Source organism: Marinobacterium sp. MBR-111, assembly GCF_040547585.1.
Classification (GTDB): domain Bacteria; phylum Pseudomonadota; class Gammaproteobacteria; order Pseudomonadales; family Balneatricaceae; genus Marinobacterium; species Marinobacterium iners.
The window spans coordinates 157,501-182,197 of the sequence record NZ_JBEPQA010000002.1; the positions used below are offsets into that span (position 1 = coordinate 157,501).

The 24,697-nt window shown below is 57.5% G+C and carries 23 protein-coding genes; 14 read left to right on the plus strand and 9 right to left on the minus strand.

From position 1 onward, the window contains the following. Positions 1 to 15 precede the first annotated feature (15 nt). Positions 16 to 1,728 carry a proline--tRNA ligase gene (locus ABIE61_RS02390; RefSeq protein ID WP_354406347.1) on the plus strand — a complete coding sequence of 571 codons (1,713 nt, stop codon included), beginning with the start codon at positions 16 to 18 and terminating at the stop codon, positions 1,726 to 1,728. A gap of 122 nt (positions 1,729 to 1,850) precedes the next feature. After that, a complete protein-coding gene (gene dmeF, locus ABIE61_RS02395) occupies positions 1,851 to 2,825 on the plus strand; it encodes a CDF family Co(II)/Ni(II) efflux transporter DmeF (protein WP_354406349.1) in 975 nt (324 codons plus the stop codon). A 52-nt stretch (positions 2,826 to 2,877) separates the two neighbouring features. Here dmeF and ABIE61_RS02400 read toward each other — a convergent pair whose 3' ends face one another. Then, on the minus strand, positions 2,878 to 3,429 hold the full coding sequence (locus tag ABIE61_RS02400) for a TetR/AcrR family transcriptional regulator (RefSeq protein WP_354406350.1): 552 nt from the start codon (positions 3,427 to 3,429) through the stop codon (positions 2,878 to 2,880). Positions 3,430 to 3,543: 114 nt separating this feature from the next. Between ABIE61_RS02400 and ABIE61_RS02405 the strand changes: the two genes are divergently transcribed. Further along, entirely contained in the window at positions 3,544 to 4,185 is a 642-nt protein-coding gene (locus ABIE61_RS02405) for a glutathione S-transferase family protein (protein ID WP_354406352.1), read from the plus strand. A 69-nt stretch (positions 4,186 to 4,254) separates the two neighbouring features. On the opposite strand, the gene trpA is transcribed toward ABIE61_RS02405, so the two are convergent. Together trpA and trpB are read right to left on the minus strand one after the other, a co-directional pair. Continuing rightward, a complete protein-coding gene (gene trpA / locus ABIE61_RS02410) occupies positions 4,255 to 5,082 on the minus strand; it encodes a tryptophan synthase subunit alpha (protein ID WP_354406354.1) in 828 nt (275 codons plus the stop codon). 10 nt (positions 5,083 to 5,092) lie between these two features. Next, entirely contained in the window at positions 5,093 to 6,307 is a 1,215-nt protein-coding gene (gene trpB / locus ABIE61_RS02415; protein ID WP_354406356.1) for a tryptophan synthase subunit beta, read from the minus strand. A 106-nt stretch (positions 6,308 to 6,413) separates the two neighbouring features. On the opposite strand from trpB, the gene ABIE61_RS02420 reads away from it, so the two are divergent. Further along, on the plus strand, positions 6,414 to 7,301 hold the full coding sequence (locus ABIE61_RS02420; protein ID WP_354406358.1) for a LysR family transcriptional regulator: 888 nt from the start codon (positions 6,414 to 6,416) through the stop codon (positions 7,299 to 7,301). On the opposite strand, the gene ABIE61_RS02425 is transcribed toward ABIE61_RS02420, so the two are convergent. After that, positions 7,291 to 7,569, minus strand: a complete 279-nt coding sequence (locus ABIE61_RS02425; RefSeq protein WP_354406360.1) for an acylphosphatase — start codon at positions 7,567 to 7,569, stop codon at positions 7,291 to 7,293. The two genes, ABIE61_RS02420 and ABIE61_RS02425, sit on opposite strands and share 11 nt — an antisense overlap. A 2-nt stretch (positions 7,570 to 7,571) precedes the next feature. Continuing rightward, a complete protein-coding gene (locus tag ABIE61_RS02430; protein ID WP_354406362.1) occupies positions 7,572 to 8,813 on the minus strand; it encodes a YihY family inner membrane protein in 1,242 nt (413 codons plus the stop codon). 82 nt (positions 8,814 to 8,895) lie between these two features. On the opposite strand from ABIE61_RS02430, the gene arsC reads away from it, so the two are divergent. Genes arsC through ABIE61_RS02455 form a run of 5 tightly spaced genes read left to right on the plus strand, consistent with a single transcriptional unit; the run spans position 8,896 to position 12,842 of the window. Continuing rightward, positions 8,896 to 9,246, plus strand: a complete 351-nt coding sequence (gene arsC / locus ABIE61_RS02435; protein WP_091826967.1) for an arsenate reductase (glutaredoxin) — start codon at positions 8,896 to 8,898, stop codon at positions 9,244 to 9,246. Continuing rightward, positions 9,243 to 9,845 (plus strand): NAD(P)H:quinone oxidoreductase, encoded by a 603-nt coding sequence (gene wrbA / locus ABIE61_RS02440; protein ID WP_354406365.1) that lies wholly within the window; start codon positions 9,243 to 9,245, stop codon positions 9,843 to 9,845. Before arsC ends, wrbA (ABIE61_RS02440) begins: the two co-directional genes overlap by 4 nt. Continuing rightward, on the plus strand, positions 9,845 to 10,231 hold the full coding sequence (locus tag ABIE61_RS02445; protein WP_206841204.1) for a DUF2069 domain-containing protein: 387 nt from the start codon (positions 9,845 to 9,847) through the stop codon (positions 10,229 to 10,231). Before wrbA (ABIE61_RS02440) ends, ABIE61_RS02445 begins: the two co-directional genes overlap by 1 nt. Further along, positions 10,228 to 11,895, plus strand: a complete 1,668-nt coding sequence (locus ABIE61_RS02450; RefSeq protein ID WP_354406368.1) for a SufS family cysteine desulfurase — start codon at positions 10,228 to 10,230, stop codon at positions 11,893 to 11,895. The genes ABIE61_RS02445 and ABIE61_RS02450 overlap by 4 nt, the downstream gene beginning before the upstream one ends. A 32-nt stretch (positions 11,896 to 11,927) precedes the next feature. Beyond that, positions 11,928 to 12,842, plus strand: a complete 915-nt coding sequence (locus tag ABIE61_RS02455; protein WP_091826964.1) for a LysR family transcriptional regulator — start codon at positions 11,928 to 11,930, stop codon at positions 12,840 to 12,842. Between the two features lie 63 nt (positions 12,843 to 12,905). Here the strand turns inward: ABIE61_RS02455 and ABIE61_RS02460 are convergent, their stop codons facing one another. Together ABIE61_RS02460 and ABIE61_RS02465 are read right to left on the minus strand one after the other, a co-directional pair. After that, complete coding sequence (locus ABIE61_RS02460; RefSeq protein ID WP_091826963.1) at positions 12,906 to 14,339, minus strand: aldehyde dehydrogenase family protein; 1,434 nt, start codon at positions 14,337 to 14,339, stop codon at positions 12,906 to 12,908. A 92-nt stretch (positions 14,340 to 14,431) separates the two neighbouring features. Further along, on the minus strand, positions 14,432 to 16,381 hold the full coding sequence (locus ABIE61_RS02465; RefSeq protein ID WP_354406372.1) for a DNA topoisomerase III: 1,950 nt from the start codon (positions 16,379 to 16,381) through the stop codon (positions 14,432 to 14,434). A 228-nt stretch (positions 16,382 to 16,609) separates the two neighbouring features. Between ABIE61_RS02465 and ABIE61_RS02470 the strand changes: the two genes are divergently transcribed. The 3 genes from ABIE61_RS02470 to wrbA (ABIE61_RS02480) all read left to right on the plus strand — a co-directional run bounded on the left by ABIE61_RS02470 (position 16,610) and on the right by wrbA (ABIE61_RS02480) (position 18,722). Further along, complete coding sequence (locus ABIE61_RS02470; RefSeq protein WP_354406374.1) at positions 16,610 to 17,056, plus strand: DoxX family protein; 447 nt, start codon at positions 16,610 to 16,612, stop codon at positions 17,054 to 17,056. A 64-nt stretch (positions 17,057 to 17,120) separates the two neighbouring features. Next, positions 17,121 to 18,104: a glutathione S-transferase family protein gene (locus ABIE61_RS02475; RefSeq protein ID WP_354406377.1), complete on the plus strand. Its 984-nt coding sequence runs from the start codon at positions 17,121 to 17,123 to the stop codon at positions 18,102 to 18,104. 18 nt (positions 18,105 to 18,122) lie between these two features. Continuing rightward, the gene (gene wrbA, locus ABIE61_RS02480) at positions 18,123 to 18,722 is read left to right on the plus strand and encodes an NAD(P)H:quinone oxidoreductase (RefSeq protein WP_206841190.1); all 600 of its coding nucleotides are present in this window, start codon (positions 18,123 to 18,125) and stop codon (positions 18,720 to 18,722) included. On the opposite strand, the gene ABIE61_RS02485 is transcribed toward wrbA (ABIE61_RS02480), so the two are convergent. Next, positions 18,702 to 19,976, minus strand: a complete 1,275-nt coding sequence (locus tag ABIE61_RS02485) for a YbfB/YjiJ family MFS transporter (protein ID WP_354406380.1) — start codon at positions 19,974 to 19,976, stop codon at positions 18,702 to 18,704. The genes wrbA (ABIE61_RS02480) and ABIE61_RS02485 overlap by 21 nt on opposite strands. A 116-nt stretch (positions 19,977 to 20,092) precedes the next feature. Between ABIE61_RS02485 and ABIE61_RS02490 the strand changes: the two genes are divergently transcribed. Beyond that, positions 20,093 to 20,884: an AraC family transcriptional regulator gene (locus ABIE61_RS02490; RefSeq protein ID WP_354406382.1), complete on the plus strand. Its 792-nt coding sequence runs from the start codon at positions 20,093 to 20,095 to the stop codon at positions 20,882 to 20,884. A gap of 393 nt (positions 20,885 to 21,277) precedes the next feature. After that, a complete protein-coding gene (locus ABIE61_RS02495; protein ID WP_354406385.1) occupies positions 21,278 to 22,138 on the plus strand; it encodes a LysR substrate-binding domain-containing protein in 861 nt (286 codons plus the stop codon). A gap of 1 nt (position 22,139) precedes the next feature. Here ABIE61_RS02495 and ABIE61_RS02500 read toward each other — a convergent pair whose 3' ends face one another. Continuing rightward, positions 22,140 to 24,644, minus strand: a complete 2,505-nt coding sequence (locus ABIE61_RS02500; RefSeq protein ID WP_354406388.1) for an APC family permease — start codon at positions 24,642 to 24,644, stop codon at positions 22,140 to 22,142. Between the last annotated feature and the right edge of the window lie 53 nt (positions 24,645 to 24,697).

A 24,697-nucleotide genomic window follows, 5' to 3' on the forward strand; every position in this document is an offset into this window, starting at 1 on the left:
ACGGACTGCATATCGATGCGAGCTAGCCAATACCTGATTGCAACCCTGAAAGAGACTCCCTCTGACGCCGAGGTGATCAGCCACCAGCTGATGCTGCGTGCCGGGCTGATTCGCAAAGTCGCCTCCGGCCTTTACAGCTGGCTGCCGCTGGGCCTGCGCACCCTGCGCAAGGTGGAGCGCATTGTGCGTGAAGAGATGGACGCTGCCGGTGCTCAGGAAGTGCTGATGCCCGCCATTCAACCTGCTGAGCTATGGCAGGAGTCAGGCCGCTGGGAACAGTATGGCCCCGAACTACTGCGTCTGCGTGACCGTCATGACCGCGAGTTCTGTGTCGGCCCGACACACGAAGAGGTGATTACCGACCTGATTCGCCGCGAAATCAAAAGCTACAAACAGCTGCCAACGAACTTCTATCAGATCCAGACCAAATTCCGTGATGAAATCCGTCCTCGCTTCGGTGTCATGCGTTCGCGTGAGTTCATCATGAAGGATGCCTACTCCTTCCACGCCGATATGGATTCATTGGTCGATACCTACAAAATCATGCATCAGGCGTACACCAACATTTTCACCCGCCTGGGGCTGGACTTCCGCCCCGTGCTGGCCGACAACGGCTCTATTGGCGGTGATTCGTCACACGAATTCCATGTTCTGGCTCAGTCCGGAGAAGACGACATCGCCTTCTCCGACAGCAGTGATTATGCCGCCAACATCGAAATGGCTGAAGCACTGGCACTGGGCCAGCGTCAGGCCCCGACGCAAGAGATGCAGCTGGTCGATACACCCAACGCCAAAACCATTGCTCAGCTGGTAGAGCAGTTCAACCTACCGATTGAGAAGACGGTCAAGACACTGATCGTGGCGGCAAGCGATGAGATTGATGCTGACTTTGTCGCACTGCTGGTGCGAGGTGATCACGAGCTGAACGAAGTGAAAGCCGAAAAACTGCACGGCGTTGAGGCTCCCCTGCGTTTCGCCACAGATGACGAGATTCGTGGCGTCATTGGTGCCGGGCCCGGCTCACTTGGACCGGTCAACCTGCCGATTCCCTGCATCATCGACCGCAGCGTTGAAACACTGTCTGACTTTGGCGCCGGCGCCAATGTTGACGACAAACATTACTTCGGCATCAACTGGGAACGTGACCTGCCCACCCCGCAGGTGGCTGACATCCGTAACGTGGTCGAAGGTGACCCAAGCCCATGTGGCCAGGGCCGCATCCAGATCCGTCGCGGTATCGAAGTTGGACACATTTTCCAGCTAGGGCGCAAATACTCCGAAGCGATGAGCGCAACCGTGCTGGATGAAAACGGCAAGGCCACGGTGATGAGCATGGGCTGCTACGGCATCGGCGTAACACGCGTGGTGGCTGCTGCTATCGAGCAGAATCATGACGATAACGGCATTATCTGGCCAGAGGCATTAGCGCCCTTTAGGGTGGCACTGGTTCCGCTGAACTACGACAAGTCGGAAGAGGTGCGCGCCAAGTCGGATGAGCTCTACGATGCGCTGCGCAAGGCGGGTGTTGATGTACTACTGGATGACCGCAAGGAGCGCCCAGGCGTCAAATTTGCCGATATGGAGCTGATGGGACTGCCTCACCGACTGGTAATCTCCGATCGTGGCCTGAAAAACGGCACACTGGAATACAAGGGTCGCCGTGACGCCGAGTCTCAGGATATTGCGGCCGATACCGCGCTGGAGTTTCTGCTCAGCCGCATGAGCTGATTCCTTGGGTGCCCGAATTGCGTTCGGGCACCCGATTTCCCCTCCTGCTACCGCCTCTCGCTTTACCCGAATCCTTGATACACTCGTGAGCTTCACCTGTGTAATCGACTTTCGGAGTTGTCATGTCCAAACAGCCCCCCTCCTCCCTGGAATGTCAGACGGCAGATCAACTTCAGTATCCGCACGACTTCGGTCAAGGACACAAGCGCAAGGCCGAACAGCGCGCCACTCTGGTCACTCTGCTAACACTGGTCACCATGCTGGCAGAAGTGATCGCCGGTCTTGTTACCGGCTCCATGGCACTGCTTGCTGACGGTATTCACATGGCCGGGCATGCAATGGCATTAGGCCTGGCCGCACTCGCGTACTATCTATCGCGCCGCCACGCTCACGATCGCCGTCTGAGTCTGGGCAGCGGCAAGATTGCCGATCTGGCCGCCTATACCAGTGCTTTGCTACTGGGTGTCTCAACACTCTGGCTGATTTACGAGTCGATTCATCGGCTGCTGACACCAACCGAACTCATGCCCCAGGAAGCGATGATCGTGGCGATCATTGGTTTGGCAGTAAACCTGCTCTCTATCTGGCTGCTGTCCGGCCAGCACGAGCACCATCACGGCCACAGCCACAGTGAACATGCACACGAACATCATGAGGACTCGAATCTGCGTGCAGCTCTGGTACACATCATGGCCGATGTCCTCACCTCCGTCGCCGCCATTGCGGGCTTGGCCGCTGCCTGGCTGTGGGAGTGGACCTGGCTGGACCCGGCAATTGCATTGATCGCGTCGTTGATCATTCTGCGTTGGTCCTGGGGGCTGCTGCGCCAGACTTCCGGCGTGTTGCTGGATCGGGAAGGCCCCGATACGATCCGCCATGCAGCACTCGAACAACTACGCAAACACGACGATACCACCATCGTCGACCTGCATGTCTGGTCGGTCGGACAGGGAGCATGGACACTGGTTGCCGCCGTGGTGACCCATGGCAATACGACGCCGGAAGAATACCGTGCCAACTTGTACGCGATTGAAGACCTGTACCACCCCATTATCGAGGTCAACTACTGCCGGAACTGTGTCCACGCAGTAGACTGACCCCACATTCGCCCGGGTCGAAGCCCTTCGGGAGCCAGCCGGGGACACCATTTTAGATCGGCACGGACGCCGTCTCCGACAAGGCACCCTCACGACAGGCTGCCAGCACCCTCTCCACCAGTATCGGATCGTTCAGCGCCCGCGCAACCGCCACACCACCCACCATCAGCACCAAAGCCCTCAACGCAGCTGCATCGGGCTCCGCATCAGGTACGCCAGAAACCTTGGTAGCCAATGCACTGAATACTTTTGTGTAGCTGTCCCGTACCGGCTGATCGCGCTGACCAATATCCGACACCAGAAACGCCAACGGACAGCTTCCTTTCTTCTGCCCAAGATGCTCGGGGCTCAGATAACCCCGAATCAGCGTCTCGACATCGGTCGGATGCTGAGCGCCCATACGCCATGCCGCCGAGAGAATCGCTTCGGAATACAGCTCCTGCTTGGAACGAAAGTGGGCGTAAAAGGCACCTCGGGTCATACCTGCATTCTGCATCACCTGGTCGATGCTGACCTGGTCAAAGCCGGATTGGGTGAACAACCTTTCGGCACTGAATAATATCCGATCACGACTCTCGGCACGGCGCGTGCTAGACCATGGCATGTCAATTCTCCTGCTGGACTCCGATACAGCATGTCACAAGACAACAATATGTTCTTTAACATATTTTGACTTCGTACCAGACTGCAGTCTTTCACAACACGAAGGAGACACCCAATGGAAAGCAGCGTCTACATCTTTGCCCCAACATTCAGCAGCTTTGCACGTTCAGTCATGCTTTGCTGCGAGGAAAAAGGTATCCACTATACCTGCGGCATGGCTCCCGCCGGCACGGAGATCCGTTCCAAGAGCCCCGAGCATTTCGCAATCCATCCCTACGGCAAGCTGCCGGCTTTGCTGCATGACGGTCAGATACTGATAGAAACCAGCACCATCTGTCGATACCTGGATGCACGCTTTGATGGCCCTGCACTGCAGCCTGCCGACCTTTTTGAACGCGCACGTGTAGATGAACGCAGTGCCGAAATTGCACTTTATATTGACCAGGCGCTGTTACGCGATATCGTGCTGGAATTCGCATTTCCCAAGGGGGCAGACGGCCAGGTTCGTCTGGATAAGGTACAGGAAAGATTGCCGGCCGCCCGCTCCGCGCTTAAACGTGTACGCGAGCTGCTGGCAGACAACCCGTTTATCTGCGGTCGGCACTACAGCATGGCCGATGCACTGCTGACGCCGATTCTGGACTATGTCGCCAGGCTGCCGCTGGGTGACGAACTGATCGGGAACGGAGCAGTAAAGGAGTATCTGGAACGGATGCGTCAGCGCCCCTCGGGACAGAAGGTGCTGAATATGGCGTGAGCAAACACAAAAATCCCGGACCGGCAGCTCTTGACTGCAGGTCCGGGATTGAAGATCCGTTAAACCGTTTTACTGTCGAGCTATGCGCACGGCGGTAGACAGCTCACGTGTCAGCGCAAGCACGGCCTGAGTACCCGCTTCCGGCGTTTCGGCCTGCGCGATGCAGTCAACCAGTGCCGAGCCCACCACTACACCATCAGCGAAACCCGCGATCCGCGCAGCCTGCTCCGGTGTACGGATACCGAACCCCACAGCCACAGGAATTCCGGTATGTGCCTTGATTGCTTCCACCTCTTTCTGCACCTTCTCGGGTGTAGGAGCGGCGGCACCGGTTACACCGGTACTGGAAACGTAATACAGGAAGCCGGAGGTATTGTTCAGTACACCCGGCAGGCGCTTGGCATCGGTGGTCGGTGTTGCCAGACGAATGAAGTGGATACCCACTTCACGGGCAGGAATACAAAGCTCATCATCATGCTCCGGCGGCAGATCGACCACAATCAGTCCATCCACACCGGCTTGAGCCGCCTCCTGCAGGAATTTTTCCACGCCGTAGCGGTAGACCGGGTTGTAATACCCCATCAACACCACCGGCGTATCCTGATCCTGCTTGCGCAGTTCGCGTACCATCTGCAGGGTCTTGACCATGTTCTGGCCACCGGCCAGCGCACGCTGGCTGCCCAACTGAATGGCCGCACCGTCTGCCATTGGATCGGTAAACGGCATGCCCAGCTCAATAATATCCGCACCGGCGCCCGGCAGTCCGAGCAGCGTTTTGAGGCTATTGTCATAGTCAGGGTCACCACCGGTAACAAAGGTGACCAGTGCAGCACGGTTTTCCTGTTTCAGCGCGGCAAAGCGGCGCTCCATGCGACTGACGGTATTGCTTGCTGTCATTCTATACCCCTTACTGCGCCAGCTCGGCTGCCAGATGTTCGGTTACGGTTGCCATGTCCTTGTCACCACGGCCACTGAGATTGATAACGATGATATGGTCCTTCGGCAGCGTTGGTGCCAGTTTGGTGACATAGGCGATGGCATGGGATGACTCCAGCGCCGGGATGATACCCTCGTACTTGCACAGTGCCTTGAACCCTTCCAGCGCTTCCTGGTCGGTGATGGCCACATATTCAACACGCTTGATGTCATGCAACCATGCATGTTCAGGACCGATGCCCGGGTAATCCAGACCGGCCGAGATCGAGTGTGCATCCTGAATCTGGCCGTCTTCGGACTGCAAGAGGAAGGTACGGTTGCCGTGCAGCACACCCGGCTCACCGCCCTTGAGGCTGGCCGCATGACGCTTGTCGAGCCCTTCACCACCGGCTTCCACGCCGATCATCTTGACCGATGCGTCATCCAGGAACGGGTGAAACAGCCCCATGGCGTTGGAGCCACCGCCAATACAAGCGATCAAGGTATCCGGCAGACGACCTTCCTTCTCCATGATCTGACGACGGGTTTCCTCACCGATGACAGCCTGGAAATCGCGTACCATAGCCGGATAGGGGTGCGGACCCGCTACCGTGCCGATGATATAAAAAGTGCTGTCGACATTGGTCACCCAGTCACGCAGCGCTTCGTTCATCGCATCTTTCAACGTGCCGGTACCACTGGTCACGGGAATGACCTTGGCGCCCAGCAGTTTCATCCGCTGCACGTTGGGCTGCTGACGATGAATGTCAGTGCTGCCCATGTAGATCACGCACTCCATGCCGAAACGAGCTGCAACGGTTGCGGTGGCCACACCGTGCATGCCGGCACCAGTCTCGGCAATGATGCGCTTTTTGCCCATGCGACGGGCGAGCAAAATTTGCCCCAGGCAGTTATTGATCTTGTGTGCGCCGGTATGGTTAAGGTCTTCGCGTTTGAGGTAAATTTTGGCTCCACCCAACTCCTCGGTCAGGCGCTCGGCAAGGTAAAGCGGGCTTTCGCGACCGACATAATCCTTCTGCAAATTCTCCAGCTCGGCGTGAAAGGCCGGGTCCTGCTTGGCACGCTCATACTCCGCCTGCAATTCGAGTATCAGCGGCATCAGGGTTTCGGCTACAAAACGACCACCAAAACGGCCAAAAAAGCCGCTGGCGTCGGGACCCTGCCTGAGAGTGTTGTCTGTGCTCATGTGTGTTACTCCAAAAAGCCTGGATTTGACGGCAAGTCTAGTACATGCAATGACGATTAAAAAACGATAAGATCACACATATTTGTGAGAAAAAGTAACAGATAAAATGACACGAGTCCTGCATTCCCTGCCTTCGCTCAACGCCTTGCGTGCCTTCGATGCGGCTGCACGCGAGTTGAGTATCACACGCGCCGCTGAGTGTCTGCACGTCACCCATGGTGCGGTCAGCCGTCAAATCCGGCAACTTGAAGAGCAACTCGGTGTACAGCTGTTTCGGCGCGTTGGCCGCGGCATTGAACTGACCGACAGTGGACGCCGCCTCTACCGTACAACGCAGGAGTCATTCTCACAGCTTGAACGCGCCTGCAATGCGCTGCAACGTGAGGCCGCCGGCGCTCCACTGGTACTCAGCTGCAGCGGCAGTTTTCTCGCCCGCTGGTTCATCCCACGCCTTGATCAGCTCAAACAGGACTGCCCTGAGCTTGAGCTGCATCTGACCGCCAGTGAAGAAGAGCAGACTCTGAGGCCCGGGATAGATGCAGCGCTGAGATTTGCCAGCCCGCCCTGGCCGCCCGATCAGTTGGTGATTGATCTTGCTCCGGAACGAATCGGTCCGGTGATGCACCCCAAACTGGTACCATCAACCTCACAGCCGGACCCAGCTGCCCTGCTGCAGCTGCCACTGCTGCAAACCCTGTCGCGGCCACAGGCGTGGCCGCTGTGGTGCCATGCGCAAAATCTGGCCGTATCTGAATTGACCATTGGGCAATCATTCGAGCATCTCAACTACATGCTAGAGGCCGCACTGGTGGGGTTGGGCGTTGCGATTGCACCTGAATATCTGGTGGAAGAGGATCTGCGAACCGGCCGGCTAGCAGCCCCATGGGGCTTTATTGAGACCGATGCCAGGCTTAGCCTGTGGCTGCCCGGCGAGACCGCATCGCCACGGGCACTCCAGCTGGCACAATGGCTCAAGAAAACGCTCAGTCGATAATCTCGAACCCCTGCAGGCTGTCATCGAAAAACTGATCATCAGAGCTGACATCCGCTACATTGGCCAATTCCGGCCCAGTGTTGAGCCAGGCCTCTACGTGGCGTACCGCCTTTTCCTCACCACACAGCAGTGCCTCGACACACCCGTCCGGCAGATTGCGGACCCAACCGGTCAGACCGTTTGCTTCCGCCTGTTCGCGGGTAAAATGACGGAACCATACACCCTGTACCCGGCCGGTTATCCGCGCATGCACACAGATTTTTGCCATCATCACTCCCGTGTTTCCAGTTCGTGTTGTCTGTCATTGTCACGAAACAGTGACTGCAGGCTAAGGTTAAGCGCTTCGCCCCGCTGCACCTGCAACTGACGCAACCTTAGCTGAAGTTCTCGCTGCCAGTGCTCACCCTCTTCGGGCAACGGGTCCGGCAGTGGCCAGGGCAGCTCCTGCTGCAATTGCAACAGGGTATAACTGCCAAGATCACGACTGAGCAGATACTGCCCACCCTCTGTACGCCGAATCAGTCCGGCGCCACTGAGCAACTGTACGTAATCATCCCAGCGCCCTTGATCAAGCCCGGGAACCTCTTTGAGCAACACCCGATCAGGTACGGGCTCACCTTCCTGCTGCGCGCGCCAGAGGCGCTGCAGCACGGCCAAAATAGTATACAGGTGAGGCTCATTGGTCCGGTACTTATTGACCTGACTCACCGTCAGCAACCGTGTAAGTTCAGCCCCCAGCAGAATGATTCCCCAACTGATATAGATCCAGACCAGAAACAGAGGCACTGCCGCAAAAGCACCATAAATAAGCTGATAGGACGGCGATAGAGTGACGAACTGGACAAAGCCACGCTTGGCGATTTCGAACAGGATAGCCGCAAAAAGACCACCAAGAGCCGCATTTCGCAACGGTACGCGACAATTGGGTACTGCCGCATACAGCAGCATGAACGCCAGCGCTGAGAATATCGGAGGTAAGACTGACAGCAGTCGTGCCCGGCCAACCACTTCGGTGGCACTGGTGATAATGGACAGGCTGGCAATATAGGAGGTCAGCAGCAGTCCCAGACCAATCAGGACAGGCCCCAGGCTCAGCACGGCCCAGTAGAGCAGAAAGCTCGACAGCCCCTTGCGCGGCTCGGCCACTCGCCAGATCCGGTTGAAGGCCGCCTCGATGTTTTTCATCATCATGATTGAGGTAATGACCAGAAACACGATGCCGATTACGGTCAGACTTTGTGCTTGTGAGGCAAAGGTACCCAGATAGTTCTGCACCACTTCACCGGTAGCAGGCACAAAATTGGCGAAGATCCAGGCTTGAACCTGCTCACCAACCCCTTTGAAGTTCGGTACAGCTGCCAGCATCGAGTAGGACACCGTCATCAAGGGCACAACGGCAAACAGCGTGGTATAAGTCAGTGCCGCCGCATTCAGGATGCCCTGATTGGCCTGAAACTGACGTGCCAGTGAACGAATGAATACCAAAACCACTGGCAGGGATCCCTTCTGCATACACTCTCTCTTAACTAAACAAGGTTATGCCCTATACAATAGGGCCCCAGAGACTGTATTGAAAGCCTGAAACGGAGCCCTTATGTCGATTAGCATCTATCACAATCCACGCTGTTCCAAGTCACGCCAGACCCTTCAACTTCTGCAGGAACAGGGTATCGAGCCTGAGGTGCGGGAATATTTGAAGGATGTCCCAACGGCTGACGAATTGAAACAAGTACTGGCAGCATTGAACATAAGCCCGCGGGAGCTGCTACGCGTAAAAGAGGCCGAGTACAAAGAGGCCGGTCTGGACAACCCGGAGCTGGATGATGCCGCCATTATCAAGGCGATGACCCAGCACCCCAAACTGATTGAGCGCCCGATCGTCATCAACGGCGATCGCGCCCGCATCGGTCGCCCGCCGGAAGCGGTACTGGAGATTTTGGCGTGAGTCAGCCATACGTTCTGGTGCTATATTACAGCCGCAGTGGCGCGACCCGCGCCCTGGCTCATCAGATAGCCCACGGTATTGAAGCGGCCGGGATGGAAGCAAGGCTGCGCACGGTCCCTCCTGTATCGACCATATGTGAGGCGACTGCATCCGACATCCCCGACAGTGGCGACATCTACTGTACCGAGGCCGACCTCGCCCACTGTTCAGGCCTTGCGCTGGGCAGCCCCACCCGCTTTGGCAATATGGCAGCGCCACTCAAGTACTTTATCGACTCCACCAGCAGCCTTTGGCTCTCCGGTGCCCTGATCGACAAGCCAGCCTGCGTTTTCAGCTCCAGTGCCAGCCTGCATGGTGGACAGGAAACCACATTGATCAGCATGATGCTGCCTCTTTTGCATCACGGCATGGTGCTCGCTGGGCTGCCCTACAGCGCAACCGAGCTGCTGGAAACTCAGACTGGCGGCACACCCTACGGGGCAACCCACGTCAGTGGTCAGAGTGAGCGCTCTGAACTGGATGAACATGAAAAGGCGCTGGCGGCCAAGCAGGGCCGACGCCTGGCTCAGCTGGCACTCAAACTGCATCGGGAGGTCTGATGAGCACCTTGGAACTGAAAACCCGCATCAGCCGCATACTGGTTCTACTGAGCTATTTCGGCCTGCTGTTGCTGTTCACTCTCTGGTATCTCTGGCTGTCACCTTCAAAGGGCGACAATCCATGGGTTATCTGGCTGGTGCACTTTCTGCCGCTTGCAGCCTTTGCACCGGTTGTGATTTCAGGAAAGCCGCGTGGTCATGCCTGGCTATGCTTTGTGCTTCTGCTCTACTTCCTTGAAGCCGTAATTGCCGCATTGGTGCCACCCACTCGCTGGCTCGGCATCATCGACTGTGTACTGCTGGTAACGCTGTTTAACGCGGCCATGCTATATGCGCGCTGGCGCAGTCAGCTTGACCGATCTCAGGCAGCAGAGGCAACGGCTTGACCCATTCCCGCCCTTCTGACCCTGTGCGCTGGCGGCGGGATTTCCCGCTGCTGTCGCAGCGAGTACATGGCCAGCCACTGATCTACCTCGATAATGCAGCCACGACCCAAAAGCCTCGTGTCGTCATCGAAGCCATCAGTCGCTTTTACAAGACGAGCAACGCCAATGTACATCGCGGTAGCCATGCGCTGTCAGCACAGGCCACAACTGCCTTCGAGCAGGCCCGCACCACCCTGGCTAACTGGCTCGGCATTGACGATCCTGCCTGCCTTATCTGGACACGCGGCACCACTGAAGCGATCAACTTGGTCGCCCAGAGCTGGGGTCGTAACCAGTTGCGCGCCGATGACCTGATTCTGCTGCAGCAGAGTTCCCATCACGCCAATATCGTACCCTGGCAGATGTTGGCCGAAACGGTGGGCGCACGCATTGAAGTGATCCCATTGCAGCCTGATGGTGATCTGGATCTTGAAGCCTATCAACTGCTGCTGCAGAAACGCCCAAAACTAATTGCGTTGAGTCATGTCTCAAATGCGTTGGGCACGCGCTATCCCGTTGAACAGCTGTGCAGGCTTGGCCGCGATGCCGGTGCTGTCACGCTGGTGGATGGTGCACAGGCCCTGCCTCACTTTGATATTGATCTGACCAGGTTCGGATGTGATTTCTACGCTTTTTCTGGCCATAAATTGTTTGGACCCAGCGGCATCGGCGCCCTTTGGGGACGCCGAGAATTGCTTGAGCAGATGCCCCCATGGCAAGGTGGCGGCGAGATGATCCGCGATGTCAGTTTCAGCGGAACAACCTATGCCGATCTGCCGTTTCGCTTTGAGGCCGGTACGCCCAATATCGAGGGCGCCATAGGGCTGGCAGCCGCCATTGAATACCTGCAGCAGCAGGATCGTACGGCCATGGAACGGCATGAACAGACACTTCTACAGCACGCACGAGACTGCTGCTCGCAACTTAAAGGCTTCCGTGAGCTGCCTTTTGGCAGTGATCGAGTCAGTCTGCTGTCGTTTGAACTTGAAGGTTTCCACCAGCAGGATGTGGCCCACTGGCTTGATCGTCACGGTATTGCCATTCGTGCCGGTCACCACTGCGCCATGCCGCTGATGCGATCATTAGGACTGCCGGGTTCACTGCGTGCATCATTTGCCTTTTACAACCGACTGGATGAAGCCGAACAGCTCGCCAGCTGCCTCGATCAGCTGATACAGAGCCAGACAACCTCAACCACCGTTGCATTTATCGAACAAAAAACCTCCCAAAACCTGATTAAGAGGGTATACTCTGCAACAGACTGGAACGCCCGCTATCAAGCCCTGATGCACATTGGTCAAAGCCTGCCGGGGCTCCCCGACGCTCTCAAGCAGGACTGCTACCGTCTGCATGGCTGTGAATCGCGTGTATGGCTTGTCCCGGCACTGGATGACACTGGCCGGCTGGCCTGTCAGGCCGATGCGGATGCCCGTATTCTGCGAGCTTTGCTGGCGCTTCTGCTCAACCGTATCAACGGCCTTACACCGGCCGAGCTGCTGAGCACTGATCTCGGTGCTGTTCTGGATCAGCTGGATATTCGCCGTCACCTGAGCCCATCCCGCGGCAATGGAGTGGCGGCCATTATTCAGGCCATCGAGGCCTTCGCGCGTGATCCGCGAGGCTAGGTCCGAGTCTCTTTTCTGTTCTGGAGAGTTTGATGAATCTGAATGACCTCAGCCTGTTTATCCGTGTTGTCGAAACCGGCAGTTTTACCGCCGCAGCCGACAGCCTGAATGTACAGAAGTCCACCATCAGCCGCCGTATCGCGCAGCTGGAGGACACCTTGGGTATCCGGCTGATACAACGCACCACCCGCAAACTCAAGCTCACGCCGGAAGGTGAGGAGCTGTTCAACCGGGCGCAGCCTTTGGTGGATGATCTGGAAGCCGTTCAGGACGACATCAGTGCATCCAAAACCGAGTTGCGTGGCCGTCTGCGCCTGACCATGCCCACCGAGATCGGTGTGTTCATGATGAACGAGGTGATCACCAGCTTCATGCAGACCTACCCAAAACTGGAAGTGGATGTCGAGCTGAGCACCCGCACCGTTGATTTGATTGAAGAAGGCGTGGATCTGGCACTGCGGCTGGGCCCCCTGCCCAACTCCAGCCTGATTGCACGTCATATTGCCGGGTTGCACCGAGGTCTGTTTGCAACGCCTGAATACCTGGAACAGCACGGCATGCCCAAGACACCGGATGACCTCGCCCATCACCAGTGCATTAGCCTGCTCAAGCCCTTTGACCATCTGCGGTTTACCAACTGGAATGACAACGAACCGGTCACCATGGGCGGCCGACTGAGAACGAACAGCATGAGTTTCGTGCGGGAAATGATTCTGCAGGGAATGGGTATCGGACGCCTGCCAGAGGTGTTCTGCGGCGAACTGGTCAAGACCGGTCGCATCGTGCGCGTGCTTGATGAGTTCACCCTGGACCCGCTGGAGATCAATGCCCTGTACGCCAGCCGCCGCAACCTGAACCCACGGGTGCGTGCATTTCTTGACCACATGTCAGAGCGCTTGCGCGATCACCCCTGGGTACAGAATCGACTGGTACACCTGGACGGTTGAAACAACAGCCCTGTTCCGTCTTACCGGTACAGGACTGCCGTTTGGCCAGTGGGGCCAGAAAAATCAGCTCCAGCCGGTCACAACCTTCACTTCCAGATACTCCTCCAGCCCCCAGGGGCCGCCCTCGCGACCATTGCCGGACTGCTTGTAGCCACCAAAGGGCGCTCCGCCACCCAGCGATTCACCGTTCATCTGTACCATACCCGAACGCAACTTGCGCGCCACACGCTTGGCCTTGTCGGCATCCTGTGTCTGCACATAATGCGTCAGACCATAGGGGCTGTCATTGGCGATGCGCAGCGCTTCTTCTTCGCTGTCAAAGGGGATGATCGACAGCACCGGGCCAAAGATTTCCTCACGGGCAATGGTCATCTCGTTGGTCACATCGGCAAATACGGTGGGGCGCACAAAGTAGCCTTCGCTCATTCCGTCCGGTCTGCCGGTACCACCCGCCACCAGCCGTGCACCCTCATCGATGCCCTGCTGAATCAGCCCCTGAATCTTGTCGAACTGGGCTTTGGAGACCACCGGTCCGATATGCTTGCCCTCCAGTGACGCCTGATTGACCTCGGTTTTGGCTGCCACCTCAATGGCCGTTTGTACCGCGTGATCATAGATGGATCGCTCAACCAGCATACGGGTCGGCGCATTGCACGACTGCCCCGAGTTCATGAAGCAGTGGCGAACGCCACGCACTACCGCCTTCTCATCCGCGTCGGCAAAGATGATATTGGCCCCCTTGCCGCCCAGCTCAAGACTGACTCGCTTAACCGTGTCAGCCGCATTTTTGGAGATGGCGATACCGGCACGGGTCGAGCCGGTGAACGAGATCATATCGATATCGGGATGTCCGGACAGCTGAGTCCCGACACCGGCACCATTACCGTTCACCAGATTGAACACACCGGCCGGTAAACCGGCTTCATCGATCATCTCGGCAAACAGCATGGCCGAAAGCGGCGCAATCTCGGACGGCTTGAGCACCATGGTACAACCCGCTGCCAGTGCCGCTGCCACTTTCAGAGTGACCTGGTTCATCGGCCAGTTCCAGGGCGTAATCAGACCACACACGCCGATCGGATCTCGAAGAATCTGGTTGCCCGGTGCATGCTCACCCAACGGGGTCTCGAATTCATATTCGCGCAGCACGCGAATGAAATTTTTCAGGTGGCCGGCACCCGCCCCCCACTGAGCACTCTGGGCGAGGGCAATCGGCGCGCCCATCTCCAGCGAGATCGCCTCGGCCATCTCCTGAGAACGGGCCTTGTAGCGGCTGTACAGCTTTTCCAGCAACGCCAGCCGCTCCTCTTTGGTGGTCTGACTCCAGCTTTCAAATGCGGTGCGGGCCGCGGCCACAGCGGCATCGGTATCGGCCTGAGTGCCCAGGGATATGACGGCACAGACGTTTTCAGTGGAGGGGTCAATCACCTCAAGGTCATTGGCCTGAGTCGGTGCCACCCATTGGCCGTTGATATAGAAGTCGCGTCTTTCCAGCATGTTCTGTGTCTCTCTTGTTATCACGTGGCTGATACTTAATCTGTTAAGGGTAGCGGCTCGGGCACACAAAATCACGGCCTGCCCTCTCAATCTCAGCCGGCTTTAGCCGTCTTGCGCCGAGCGGTTGGTGATCCTTTCCTGCGCGTGCTGCCGCTTCGCTTGCCTCGGCTTGCACCACCCTTGCGTCCAGCCGGAGCCTTGATGCCATTCATTGCCTGAGGTCGGATCTGCTCGATCAGCTGCGGCAACGCCTGCTCCAGCGGCTGCATGAACCCCTGATAGCTGAATGCCTTTCGGCTGATCGCATCCAGCTGCGATTCCCAGTGTGCGGTCATGTCCGGTCGGCTCAGCTCCTCCGGCAGTGCCGCGATCAGTGCCTTGCCTGCCTCGGTGGCGTGAATCTGCTTGCCCTGACGCTGTAGAAAACCGCGCTTGAACAACAATTCGATAATACCGGCACGGGTGGCCTCGGTGCCAAGGCCATCGGTATCGCGCAGCACCTTGCGCAGCTCTGCATCCTGCACAAAGCGCGCAATGCCGGTCATGGCCGCCAGCAGGCTGGCATCGGTGAACGCCTTGGGCGGCTGGGTCATTTTTTCCAGCAGCTCACCACGTTCACAGTGCAGTGACTCGCCCACCGTGAGCGCGGGCAGCTGACCTTCGTCCTCCTCCTGCGCCTCCTTGCCCATCAACGCCTTCCAGCCCGGATCGGTGATCTGACGCACCTTGGCCACAAACTGGCCACCGGCAATCTCCACCTCGACACGCCGATCGGCATAGCGACAGGGCGGGTAGAACTGCATCAGATACTGGCGCGCGATCTGGCTGTACACCTGCAGTTCGGCGCGGCTCAACCGAACCGAAGCCGCCGCCTTGCTGGTGGGGATGATCGCATGATGCGCTTCCACCTTTTTGTCGTTCCACGCCTTGGACCTGAGGCTCAGGTCGGCCTTCTGTACCGCTCCCGCCAACTCCGGCTGGGTACGGGCGATCGCCTGAGTGACACGAGGCGCTTCGGAAAAGTGTTCGGCAGGCAGGTAACGGCAGTCGGACCGAGGATAGGTGATCAGCTGATGTTTTTCATACAGTGCCTGGGCCGCATCCAGCACCTGCTGGGCATTGAGACCAAAACGTTTCGCACAGTCGATCTGCAGCGACGACAGGTTATAGGGCAGAGGCACTGCCTGCTGGCCGGTCTTGCGTTCATCCTTGGTGACCACACCTGGCTGGCCGGTAATGCGCTGCACCACGTTTTCGGCCAGCGGCTTTGACAGCACCCGCCCCTCTTCGTCCTGAAAACGGGCACAGGCTTCACTGGGTTGCCAGCGGGCGGTAAAACGCTCGCCCCGCTCGGTGAGCAGATGAGCATCCACTTCGTAATAGGGCTTGGGCACAAAGGCGGCAATCTCGGCATCACGCTGTACCACCAGCCCCAGCACCGGTGTCTGTACCCGTCCCACGGACAACACGCCGTCATAGCCGGCACTGCGACCCTTGATGGTCAGCGCCCGGGTCATGTTGATACCGAACAGCCAGTCGGCGCGGGAACGGGCTAATGCGGACACCGACAGCGGTACAAAGTCCTGATTAGGCTTAAGCCGCGCAATGGCACGGCGCACCGCCTCTGGGTTCAGGTCCGAAATCAGACAGCGCTGCATCTGTGCCCGCTTGGTAGCCGGTACCTTGAGAAAGTCGATCACTTCATCCACCAGCAGCTGCCCTTCACGATCCGGGTCACCGGCATGGACGATCTGATCCGCCTGTTTCACCAGCTTGCGCAGTACCGCCACCTGCTTGGCCACACCGCTGCGCGGCTTCAACTGCCATTCACCGGGTACGATAGGCAGATGCTCCAGCCGCCACTGTTTGTAGGCCGGATCGTAGGCATCAGGCTCGGCCTGCTCCAGCAGATGGCCGATACACCAGCTCACCACCTGATCACCGCCACAGCGGATCAGCCCTTCCTCCTTCTTCTGTGGGCCGGGCAGAACAACGGCGATGGCACGGGCAAGACTGGGTTTTTCGGCGATGTAGAGCTTCATGATATTCGGGGCATTGGCCTGGGAATGCCAAGAGTAAGAGATCAGACAACACATGTCGATAAAGACTGTATATAAGAACAGTTTATTCAGATATTAGCCTTAACCTGAGACAGAACAGCCCACTAAATAATCTATAAATCTGATCAATATGAGCTAATTTTAGTCATTTTTAATCAATCGTATGACAACTATAGTTAACTCAACCTATCAAACACGTGGAGAAACACGATGAACGTCTCACTGATCACCCGCCTGCTGAATACATCCGACAGTTTTGCTCCCCTGGCACTGCGTGTCCCGGCAGGCATTATTTTCATGGCACACGGCGCTCAGAAACTGTTCGGCGCTTTTGGTGGTTACGGTCTTGAAGGTACAGGTCAGTGGATGGCGTCCATTGGACTTGAGCCAGGGTATCTGATGGCACTGATGGCGGGTAGTGCGGAATTCTTCGGTGGTCTGGCGATTCTAATTGGTTTGCTGGTACGCCCGGCAGCAGCAGCTTTGGCCTTTGCCATGCTGGTCGCCATTTTTGCCGTGCATATCGGTAACGGACTGTTCATGTCGAACAACGGTTACGAGTTTGCTCTCTCTTTGCTGGCCATAGCCGTTTCTCTGTTAATCAGCGGTGGCGGCAACCTGTCACTCGACCGAATGCTGCACCAGCGTCAGAGCTAAGCTCTGATGTCGCTCTAGCCAGGACTTTCAATTAACCGACGTCACTGACAATCAGGAGATTTTCATGGGCTTACTGCTTGATGGCCGCTGGGTTGACCAGTGGTATGACACCGAATCCAATCAGGGTCGCTTCGTGCGGTCGGAATCACAGTTTCGTAACTGGATTGCTGCCGACGACCAGCCTGGCCCCAGTGGCGAAGACGGTTTTCAGGCAGAATCCGGCCGCTACCATTTGTATGTCTCCCTCGCCTGCCCCTGGGCACATCGCACCTTGATTTTTCGCCACCTGAAGGGACTGGAGAAAATGATCTCGGTTTCGGTGGTACACAGCTACATGGGTGACCACGGCTGGACTTTCGCAACGGAGCCGGGTGCAACCGGAGATGAACTATATGGGCTGGATTACCTCTACCAGCTCTACCTTAAAGCCGATCCGAACTACTCGGGCCGTGTCACCGTTCCGGTACTCTGGGACAAGCAGCGTCAGACCATCGTCAACAACGAGTCAGCGGAGATCATCCGCATCCTGAACTCCGCCTTTGATGAGATTGGTGCCGCCCCAGGGGATTACTACCCTCAACTGCTGCGCAGTGAGATCGACACGCTGAACAGTGAGATTTACGACCGCATCAACAACGGTGTATACAAGGCAGGGTTCGCAACCACTCAGGAAGCCTACGAACAGGCTGTTCACCCCCTGTTTGAAGCCCTGGACGCACTGGATACCCGGCTTGGCTCCCATCGCTATCTACTGGGCGACCAGATCACCGAGGCAGACTGGCGTCTGTTCACGACCTTGATTCGATTTGATGCCGTCTACCACGGTCACTTCAAGTGCAACCTGAAACGGATCGTCGACTACCCTAACCTCTGGGGATACGTACGTGAGCTTTATCAATGGCCCGGTGTGAGCGAGACGGTCAACATGCAACACATCAAGCACCACTATTACCGCAGTCATCACACCATCAATCCGACCGGTGTGGTGCCTGTCGGCCCGACTCTGAACCTTAACCAGCCACATCAGCGTAAAGCTGTCAGTCAATAAAACTCAGGAGATGCAATCATGAGCAAAATTCTTGTACTTTACTATTCATCCTATGGCCACATTGAAACCCTGGCCCGGGCCATTGCAGAAGGCGCCCAGTCAGTTGAGGATACCGAGGTGGTCATCAAGCGCGTTCCCGAGCTGATGCCGGAAGAGGTTGCCCGCAACGCCGGCGTTAAGCTGGATCAGGCGGCTCCCATCGCCGACCCCAAGGAACTGGACCAATATGATGCCATCATCTTCGGCACGCCGACCCGCTTCGGTAACATGGCCAGCCAGATGCGCAACTTCCTTGACCAGACCGGTGGGCTGTGGGCAAAGGGAGCGCTGGTCGGCAAGGTGGGCAGTGTCTTCACCAGTACCGGCACCGGTGGTGGCAACGAAACTACCATCCAGTCATTCCACACTACCCTGTTCCATCACGGCATGGTCGTGGTAGGGCTGCCCTATGCGCTGCCGGAGATGACTGATATCAGTTCCGTACACGGCGGTTCACCGCTGGGGGCTGCCACCATTGCGGGTGCCGACGGCTCACGCACACCTTCAGAGCAAGAGTTGACCATGGCACACTTTCAGGGCGCACACGTTGCCCGAATCTCAGCTAAACTCAGTGCCTGAAGCTGAATCTCTGCGGGTTGCCACGGGGCGCCCGCATCGTCCTTCATCGCCAAACACATCTACGAACGACTGTGCCGTATCGTCAGGCTCCATGCTTTGCTGCTGCACATACCAGGCCCCGGCCAACAACACTGCACCGACAATAATCACCGCAAGCGTGATGAGCAACCCACCCTGATAGCTGCCTTCCGACTGCGCCAGATAACCGACTATCATGGGCGCCAGCATCTGCGCGATGCCGTAGCCGAAGGTGAGCCGTCCCATCGGCCGCGAGGGATTCTCCGGGTAGAGCCGCCCCACCATTGCCAGCGTCATACTGACAATACCGATAAAGCTGACGCCGTAGATGATCGCACTCAACAAGACACCTGCCAGGCCGGTTGTCATCAGCAACAACAGCACACTGGCCGCATTGAGCAGATAAGCCAGCAGCAGTGCCAGCCAGTCTCCCTGCCTGCGCACCAGCAAATCCCACAGCCAGCAGGCAGGCGCCGCCGCAATGCCGGTCACCAGCCAGATCAGCCAACCACGGCCTTCCAGCAGGGGCGAAGCTTCCGCAATGGCGACCAGAAACGTCGCTGTCACCACATAGCCCACACCGGCACAGAAATAGGCTAACTGAAGCAGCAACATGAATGGACTGATCCTTCGTGCTTGGGAAGTTGGCGCGGCTGCACTGGCGGGCAGGCAGCGGCGGTAGTCCGGGCTCCACCACCAAACCGGCAACAGCAGGATCAGGGCGGAAAACCCGTAGATCACCCATTGCTGGTCCCAGCTGAAACGGAGTCGAATCATCTCCGCCAGCAGTGCCGTCATGACAATACCGATTCCCAGCCCCGAAAAGAAAATACCCAGTTCGGGCTTATGCCCCTGTCGCAGAAGCCAGCTCATCAACAGGCCAGCACCGATCAGTACGCCAGCAGAACTGCTCAACCCCGACAGAAAACGCAGCAGATACCAGAGCCATTCCTGGCTTGTGCAGCCCATCAGGCCAGTGGTCAGAACCGCGCCCAACAATCCGGCCTTGTACAGCCATATTTTCAGACCCGACGAGCGGATAAACGAGATCAGCAAGGCACCACTGAAGTATCCTGCATAGTTGGCCGTGGCCAGCATACCGGCCAGAGCATTGTTCATCCCGGCACCTGACATCATTTCCGGAATCATCGGGGTATAGGCAAAACGTGCTATCCCTACCGTGATGACCACAGCCATCACGCTGGCAATCAGGACCTTTACCTTCTCGGTCAGCATTCTCTACCCTCCTGTTTTCTGATGTGCATCAGATTAGAGGACAGAGGTAGTCTATTCTTCATATAAAATGACAGATTACATATGAAACTCGACAACCATGAATACAGGCCTGAGCGATGAATCATGCAATCACACAACTCTCGCCACCCGAAATGCTCTCATTGCCACGTCAGGTGTATGTTCGCCAGCAGCTGATGCCGCCTCAACACCTGTTCCCGCCACATACACATGACTGGCACCAACTGCTCTACGCCACCTCAGGTACTTTGGTGACAAACCTTGAAGGCCAGCGCCTTTTCGTTCCGTCGGGCACAGCCGTATGGCTACCGGCAGGGGTCGAGCACAGTACCTATACCGAATTCGGTGCCGAGCTGAAAAGCCTCTATATCGAAACAGGATTTAACGCACTCGACACAGCGATACCTCTGGTACTTGAGGTTTCCCCGCTAATGCGTGAACTGATGCTGGCCGCGGCCAACTTTGAGGTGGAGTACCCGCTGCACGGCTATGAGCACAATCTGATCCAGTTGATGCTGCAAACCCTGGGGCGTCTGCCACAACGCGGGCACACCCTGCCCTGGCCCGCCGATACCCGACTGGCCAAACTCTGCACTCGGCTCTATGCACGCCCTGGAAAACGACCCGGTCTGGATCAGATTGCAGCCGAAATGGCGATGTCGACCCGCACACTGGAGCGGCACTTCCGTCGTGAAACAGGACTCACTCTGCAAGGCTGGTATGCTCGTCTGCGCCTGATGAAAGCCATAGAGATGCTGGGCACGGAGATGAGCGTCACCCGGATTGCGCTGGAGCTGGGGTACAGTGCTCCAGCCCCTTTCATCCTGATGTTTCGAGAACACTTGGGCGTCAGCCCCAACCGTTACCGTACCCAAAAGCAGCCAAGTTAACGGAACTTAGCACCCCACACTGTCACACATACATCAACGAGAAGAGCTATACCGACCCGGTGGTGCTTTAACTGTTTCTGCAGGTGCTCGCCAGCGGTCAGGCGGGGCTGGCACTGTGCGGCTTACTGCTTTAAAGATGCCTGTCACCCCCAGTACACAGCTTTTAAGCAGTCGCATGCACGCAACAGCGCGAAGTCGACGGCCTCGTGGCAGGTAGAATGACATATCAATACTGCCATTGTGACAGCGGCGAACCTTGCGTGTTTGCGAATCTGTAGCGGCAACCATCATCAAACCCTCCCTGTGATCATTGATGACAGCTTAGGCCTGCCCTTGTATTATGAATAACGATTAATTTAGATCGTATTGATCGTTATTCATAATGGATGGATCATGCCCCAGCCTAACCTGAGTACCGAGCTGCTGCGCACATTTGTCACCGTGGTCGATGAAGATGGTTTTATCCGCGCTGCTGAACGCCTGCACAAAACCCAGTCCACCGTCAGCCAGCAGGTTCGCCGTCTGGAGCAGGAACTGGATGTGGCGCTTTTCCGTACCGAGGGGCGCAAGCGCGTGCTGACCTCAACCGGCGAGACCATGCTGGGCTATGCTCGCCAGTTGCTTGCGCTGCAGGAAGACGCATTAGCCGCCATCACCGAGCAAAGTGCAGAAGGCGAGCTGCGTATAGGAGTGTCGCTGTCGCTGACCGAAAGCATGCTGCCCTCCATTCTGGCGCGCTTCAAGCAACACAACCCGGGCATCCGCCTGAATGTGCAGACCGACTACAGCAACAGCGTCTGTCAGGACTACGACGACGAACGGTACGACCTGGCCCTGATTCTCCGCCGTGATCGCAGTCAGGTGCGCGGTGAGCTGCTGGGCTACGAACAACTCATCTGGATTGGGCCGGCAGGCTATCAGTGGTCCAAAAACCGCCCCCTGCCACTGGTGCTGTTGAATGTGCCCTGCCTGTTCCGTGAGGCGACTTTGCAGGCACTGGATGCCACCGATATCAGTTGGCGTACCGTGTATTCAACCACCAGCTTTACCAGTCTGATGGCAGCTGTGCGGGCCGGACTGGGTGTGACTGTCAGAACTCAGGGGGCACTGGCAGAAGGGATGGAGAGCATTGGCTCACAGCTTGGCCTGCCGGAATTGCCTCCGGTCTACATCGAGCTTCGCTATCGCAGCAAAGTACCCGGCTGCGAGCAGCTGGCACAGCTGATCCGCCACGAGCGGCTACAGGCCTGGTAAATCAGGCCTTCAACATCTCTTCTGGCACCCCCGCATGTACTGCGAGTTGGTGAGCTGTCTCAACTCGGGCACGAGCCTTGAGCGCCCGGCGCCGAGCCTGTTCCAGATCGTTTTGCCGTTGCGCCCACTCAGCCTGATCCAGAGTGGCATCGACTTCAGCAGCAGCCAAATCGGCCTCCATCTGCTCCAGATCGCCGGCAGTTAATTCGGCCAGGCGACACGCATCATTCAGGACATCCAGAGCACGAGCCCGCTCGGCCGCCTCCCCCTCTTCCGGTTCGGCATCCAGATCAATATCCTCGGCAGCCAGTACCGCCACACTGAGCGGCAGGGATTCAAGCGCGACATTAAGAGGCTGTCCGTAACAGTCAACCGGCTCGTTGCGCTGAAGCCTGAACGGCAGAAACACCAGAGATGCATCCAGCGAATAGCGTTCACGTGCGCCAGGGTCAGTATGATCGATCAGTACAGCCCGCGCATCGATGCGGCTTTGCTCCAGGTAGTGGCACACATCGTCTGGAGTCGCACTCGGGTCGTCCTCATCGCTGCGGGCGATCAGAATCCGCAGACAGGCACCTTCCCATTCGGGTGTGCGCAGCATCAGGTGGCCAAGCAGCAGCATCAGATGGCTGGAGGCATCGCCCCACCACCAGATGTCGATGCGGCGCTGCTCCGGCGGGATCTGTTCCAGTTGAGCCCAGCGATTTTCATCACCATCAAACACGAGCAGGCTGCAGCCCTCATGGAAAGCGGTCCAGAGGTGACGGGCAAAAATATGTGTAGCCTCAGCTGATAACGTGCGAGGATCATGTTCCAGCCAGTTAAGCAGTATCAGGTTGGCTTTGAGGCTGCCGAGACCAAAGCCTTGCAGCAAGGTCCGCAGCCCCGCATCGAATGTATTCACTGTCAGCGCCAGCGGCCAGGCATCGACCCTTGCACGCTGGATATCGTCAGCCAGCACTTTTTCTACCTCATCACGCTGACGGCGCAACCGGAGTCCTTCACCCTCCAGCATTTTCACGGCGGTGACGAAACCACTGCCACCTTCCAGCCCTGCCGCCAGTTTCAACAGTGGCAAGCGGCGATGACTGCTGTCAGAAAACAGCAGAATATTCGGGCGCCAGTCACGTGGACTGTCAGGGCCATTGCGAATCGCAAGCAGATGCTGACGTATCTGCCGGGTGTGATACGAACGCCGTCCGTCCGCCCAGCGTGGCAGGGGCGCTTTCAGCTGAAGATAGCGATAGATCAGCGCCATGATACCCAATGCCACCATTCCGGCCAGCAGGTCAATTGCCAGCATGGCCACAAGACAGGCCAGTGCGCCCGCCAGACTGAGCAAGGGATGATAGAAACGAAAACGGGGACGGAACGATGGGCTCGCGGATTGTGCTTCAAACCAGGTTGCGTAGTTGATCAAGCCATAGGAGATAAGAAAGAACATCGACACCACAGGTGCAATGAGGTCAAGTTCACCCAGGCCGATGGTCATCAACGCAACCACACCCGACAGCAGTAACGCTCGGCGTGGATTGTCACTGGCACCACTGCCCTTGGAAAAAGGGTTGAGCAGCGGGAACAAACGGTCCTGCGACACCGACTGCAGAATGCGTGGCGCTCCCATGAACGAGGCCATGGCTGACGAGAGCGTTGCCGCCAGCACACCGGCCAGAATCAAGGGCGCAAACACCGCCACTTGCTGCATGGCGGCATAGTCCTGGCTCAGCACCTCTGCCGGCAACGCTCCGGCAAAGAGAAAGGCCGCCAAGAGATAGACCAGTATCGACAGTGCCACAGCACTCAAAGTGCCATTGGGAATGCTGCGCCCGGGATCACGCAGTTCACCCGACATGCTGACCCCTTGCGTAAAGCCGGTAACAGCCGGGAAGAAGATTGCGAAGAGCAGCCAGAAATCAACCTCACCCGGTGCTGACCAGTTGGCCGACAGCTGTTCGGCATCGAAACGCTCTACGCCTCCTATGAAGAAGGATACCAATGCCAGAGCCAGGATCACCATAATGCCGAACTGCAACCGAGTGGCCCAGTCGGCGCCTTTCCAGGCAAAGCCGAACAGCAGCAGTGCCGCCAGTGCAGCAATCAGCTGAACACTCCAGCCCGGCGCGCCCGGGATCATCCCGACCACTGCCTCGGCAAACCCGATACAGTAGAACCCCACCGAAACCGCTTGAGCCAGAAACAGCACCAGTCCGATCGCCCCGCCAAACTCCTGTCCCAGCGTGCGCGAGATCAGGTAGTAGTCGCCACCCTTCTTGACGTGCAGATTGGTAGCCACCGCCGACAGCGACAGGCTGGTCAGCACCGAGATCAGATTCGCTGCCAGCAGAATCAGCAGCATCAGTCCAAGCCCCGCCGCCCCGACTACATAGCCAAGGCGGAGGAACAGAATAATGCCGAGAATGGTGAGGATGCTGGGGGTGAAGACGCCTGCAAAGGTGCCCATGCGCCCGCCCGTCTCTGTCGCGGAACGTGACTCGGTGGTTCGCATCGTCAGACTCCTGTCGGATGGCGCCCATGTAAGACATCAGCATAACGGGACAG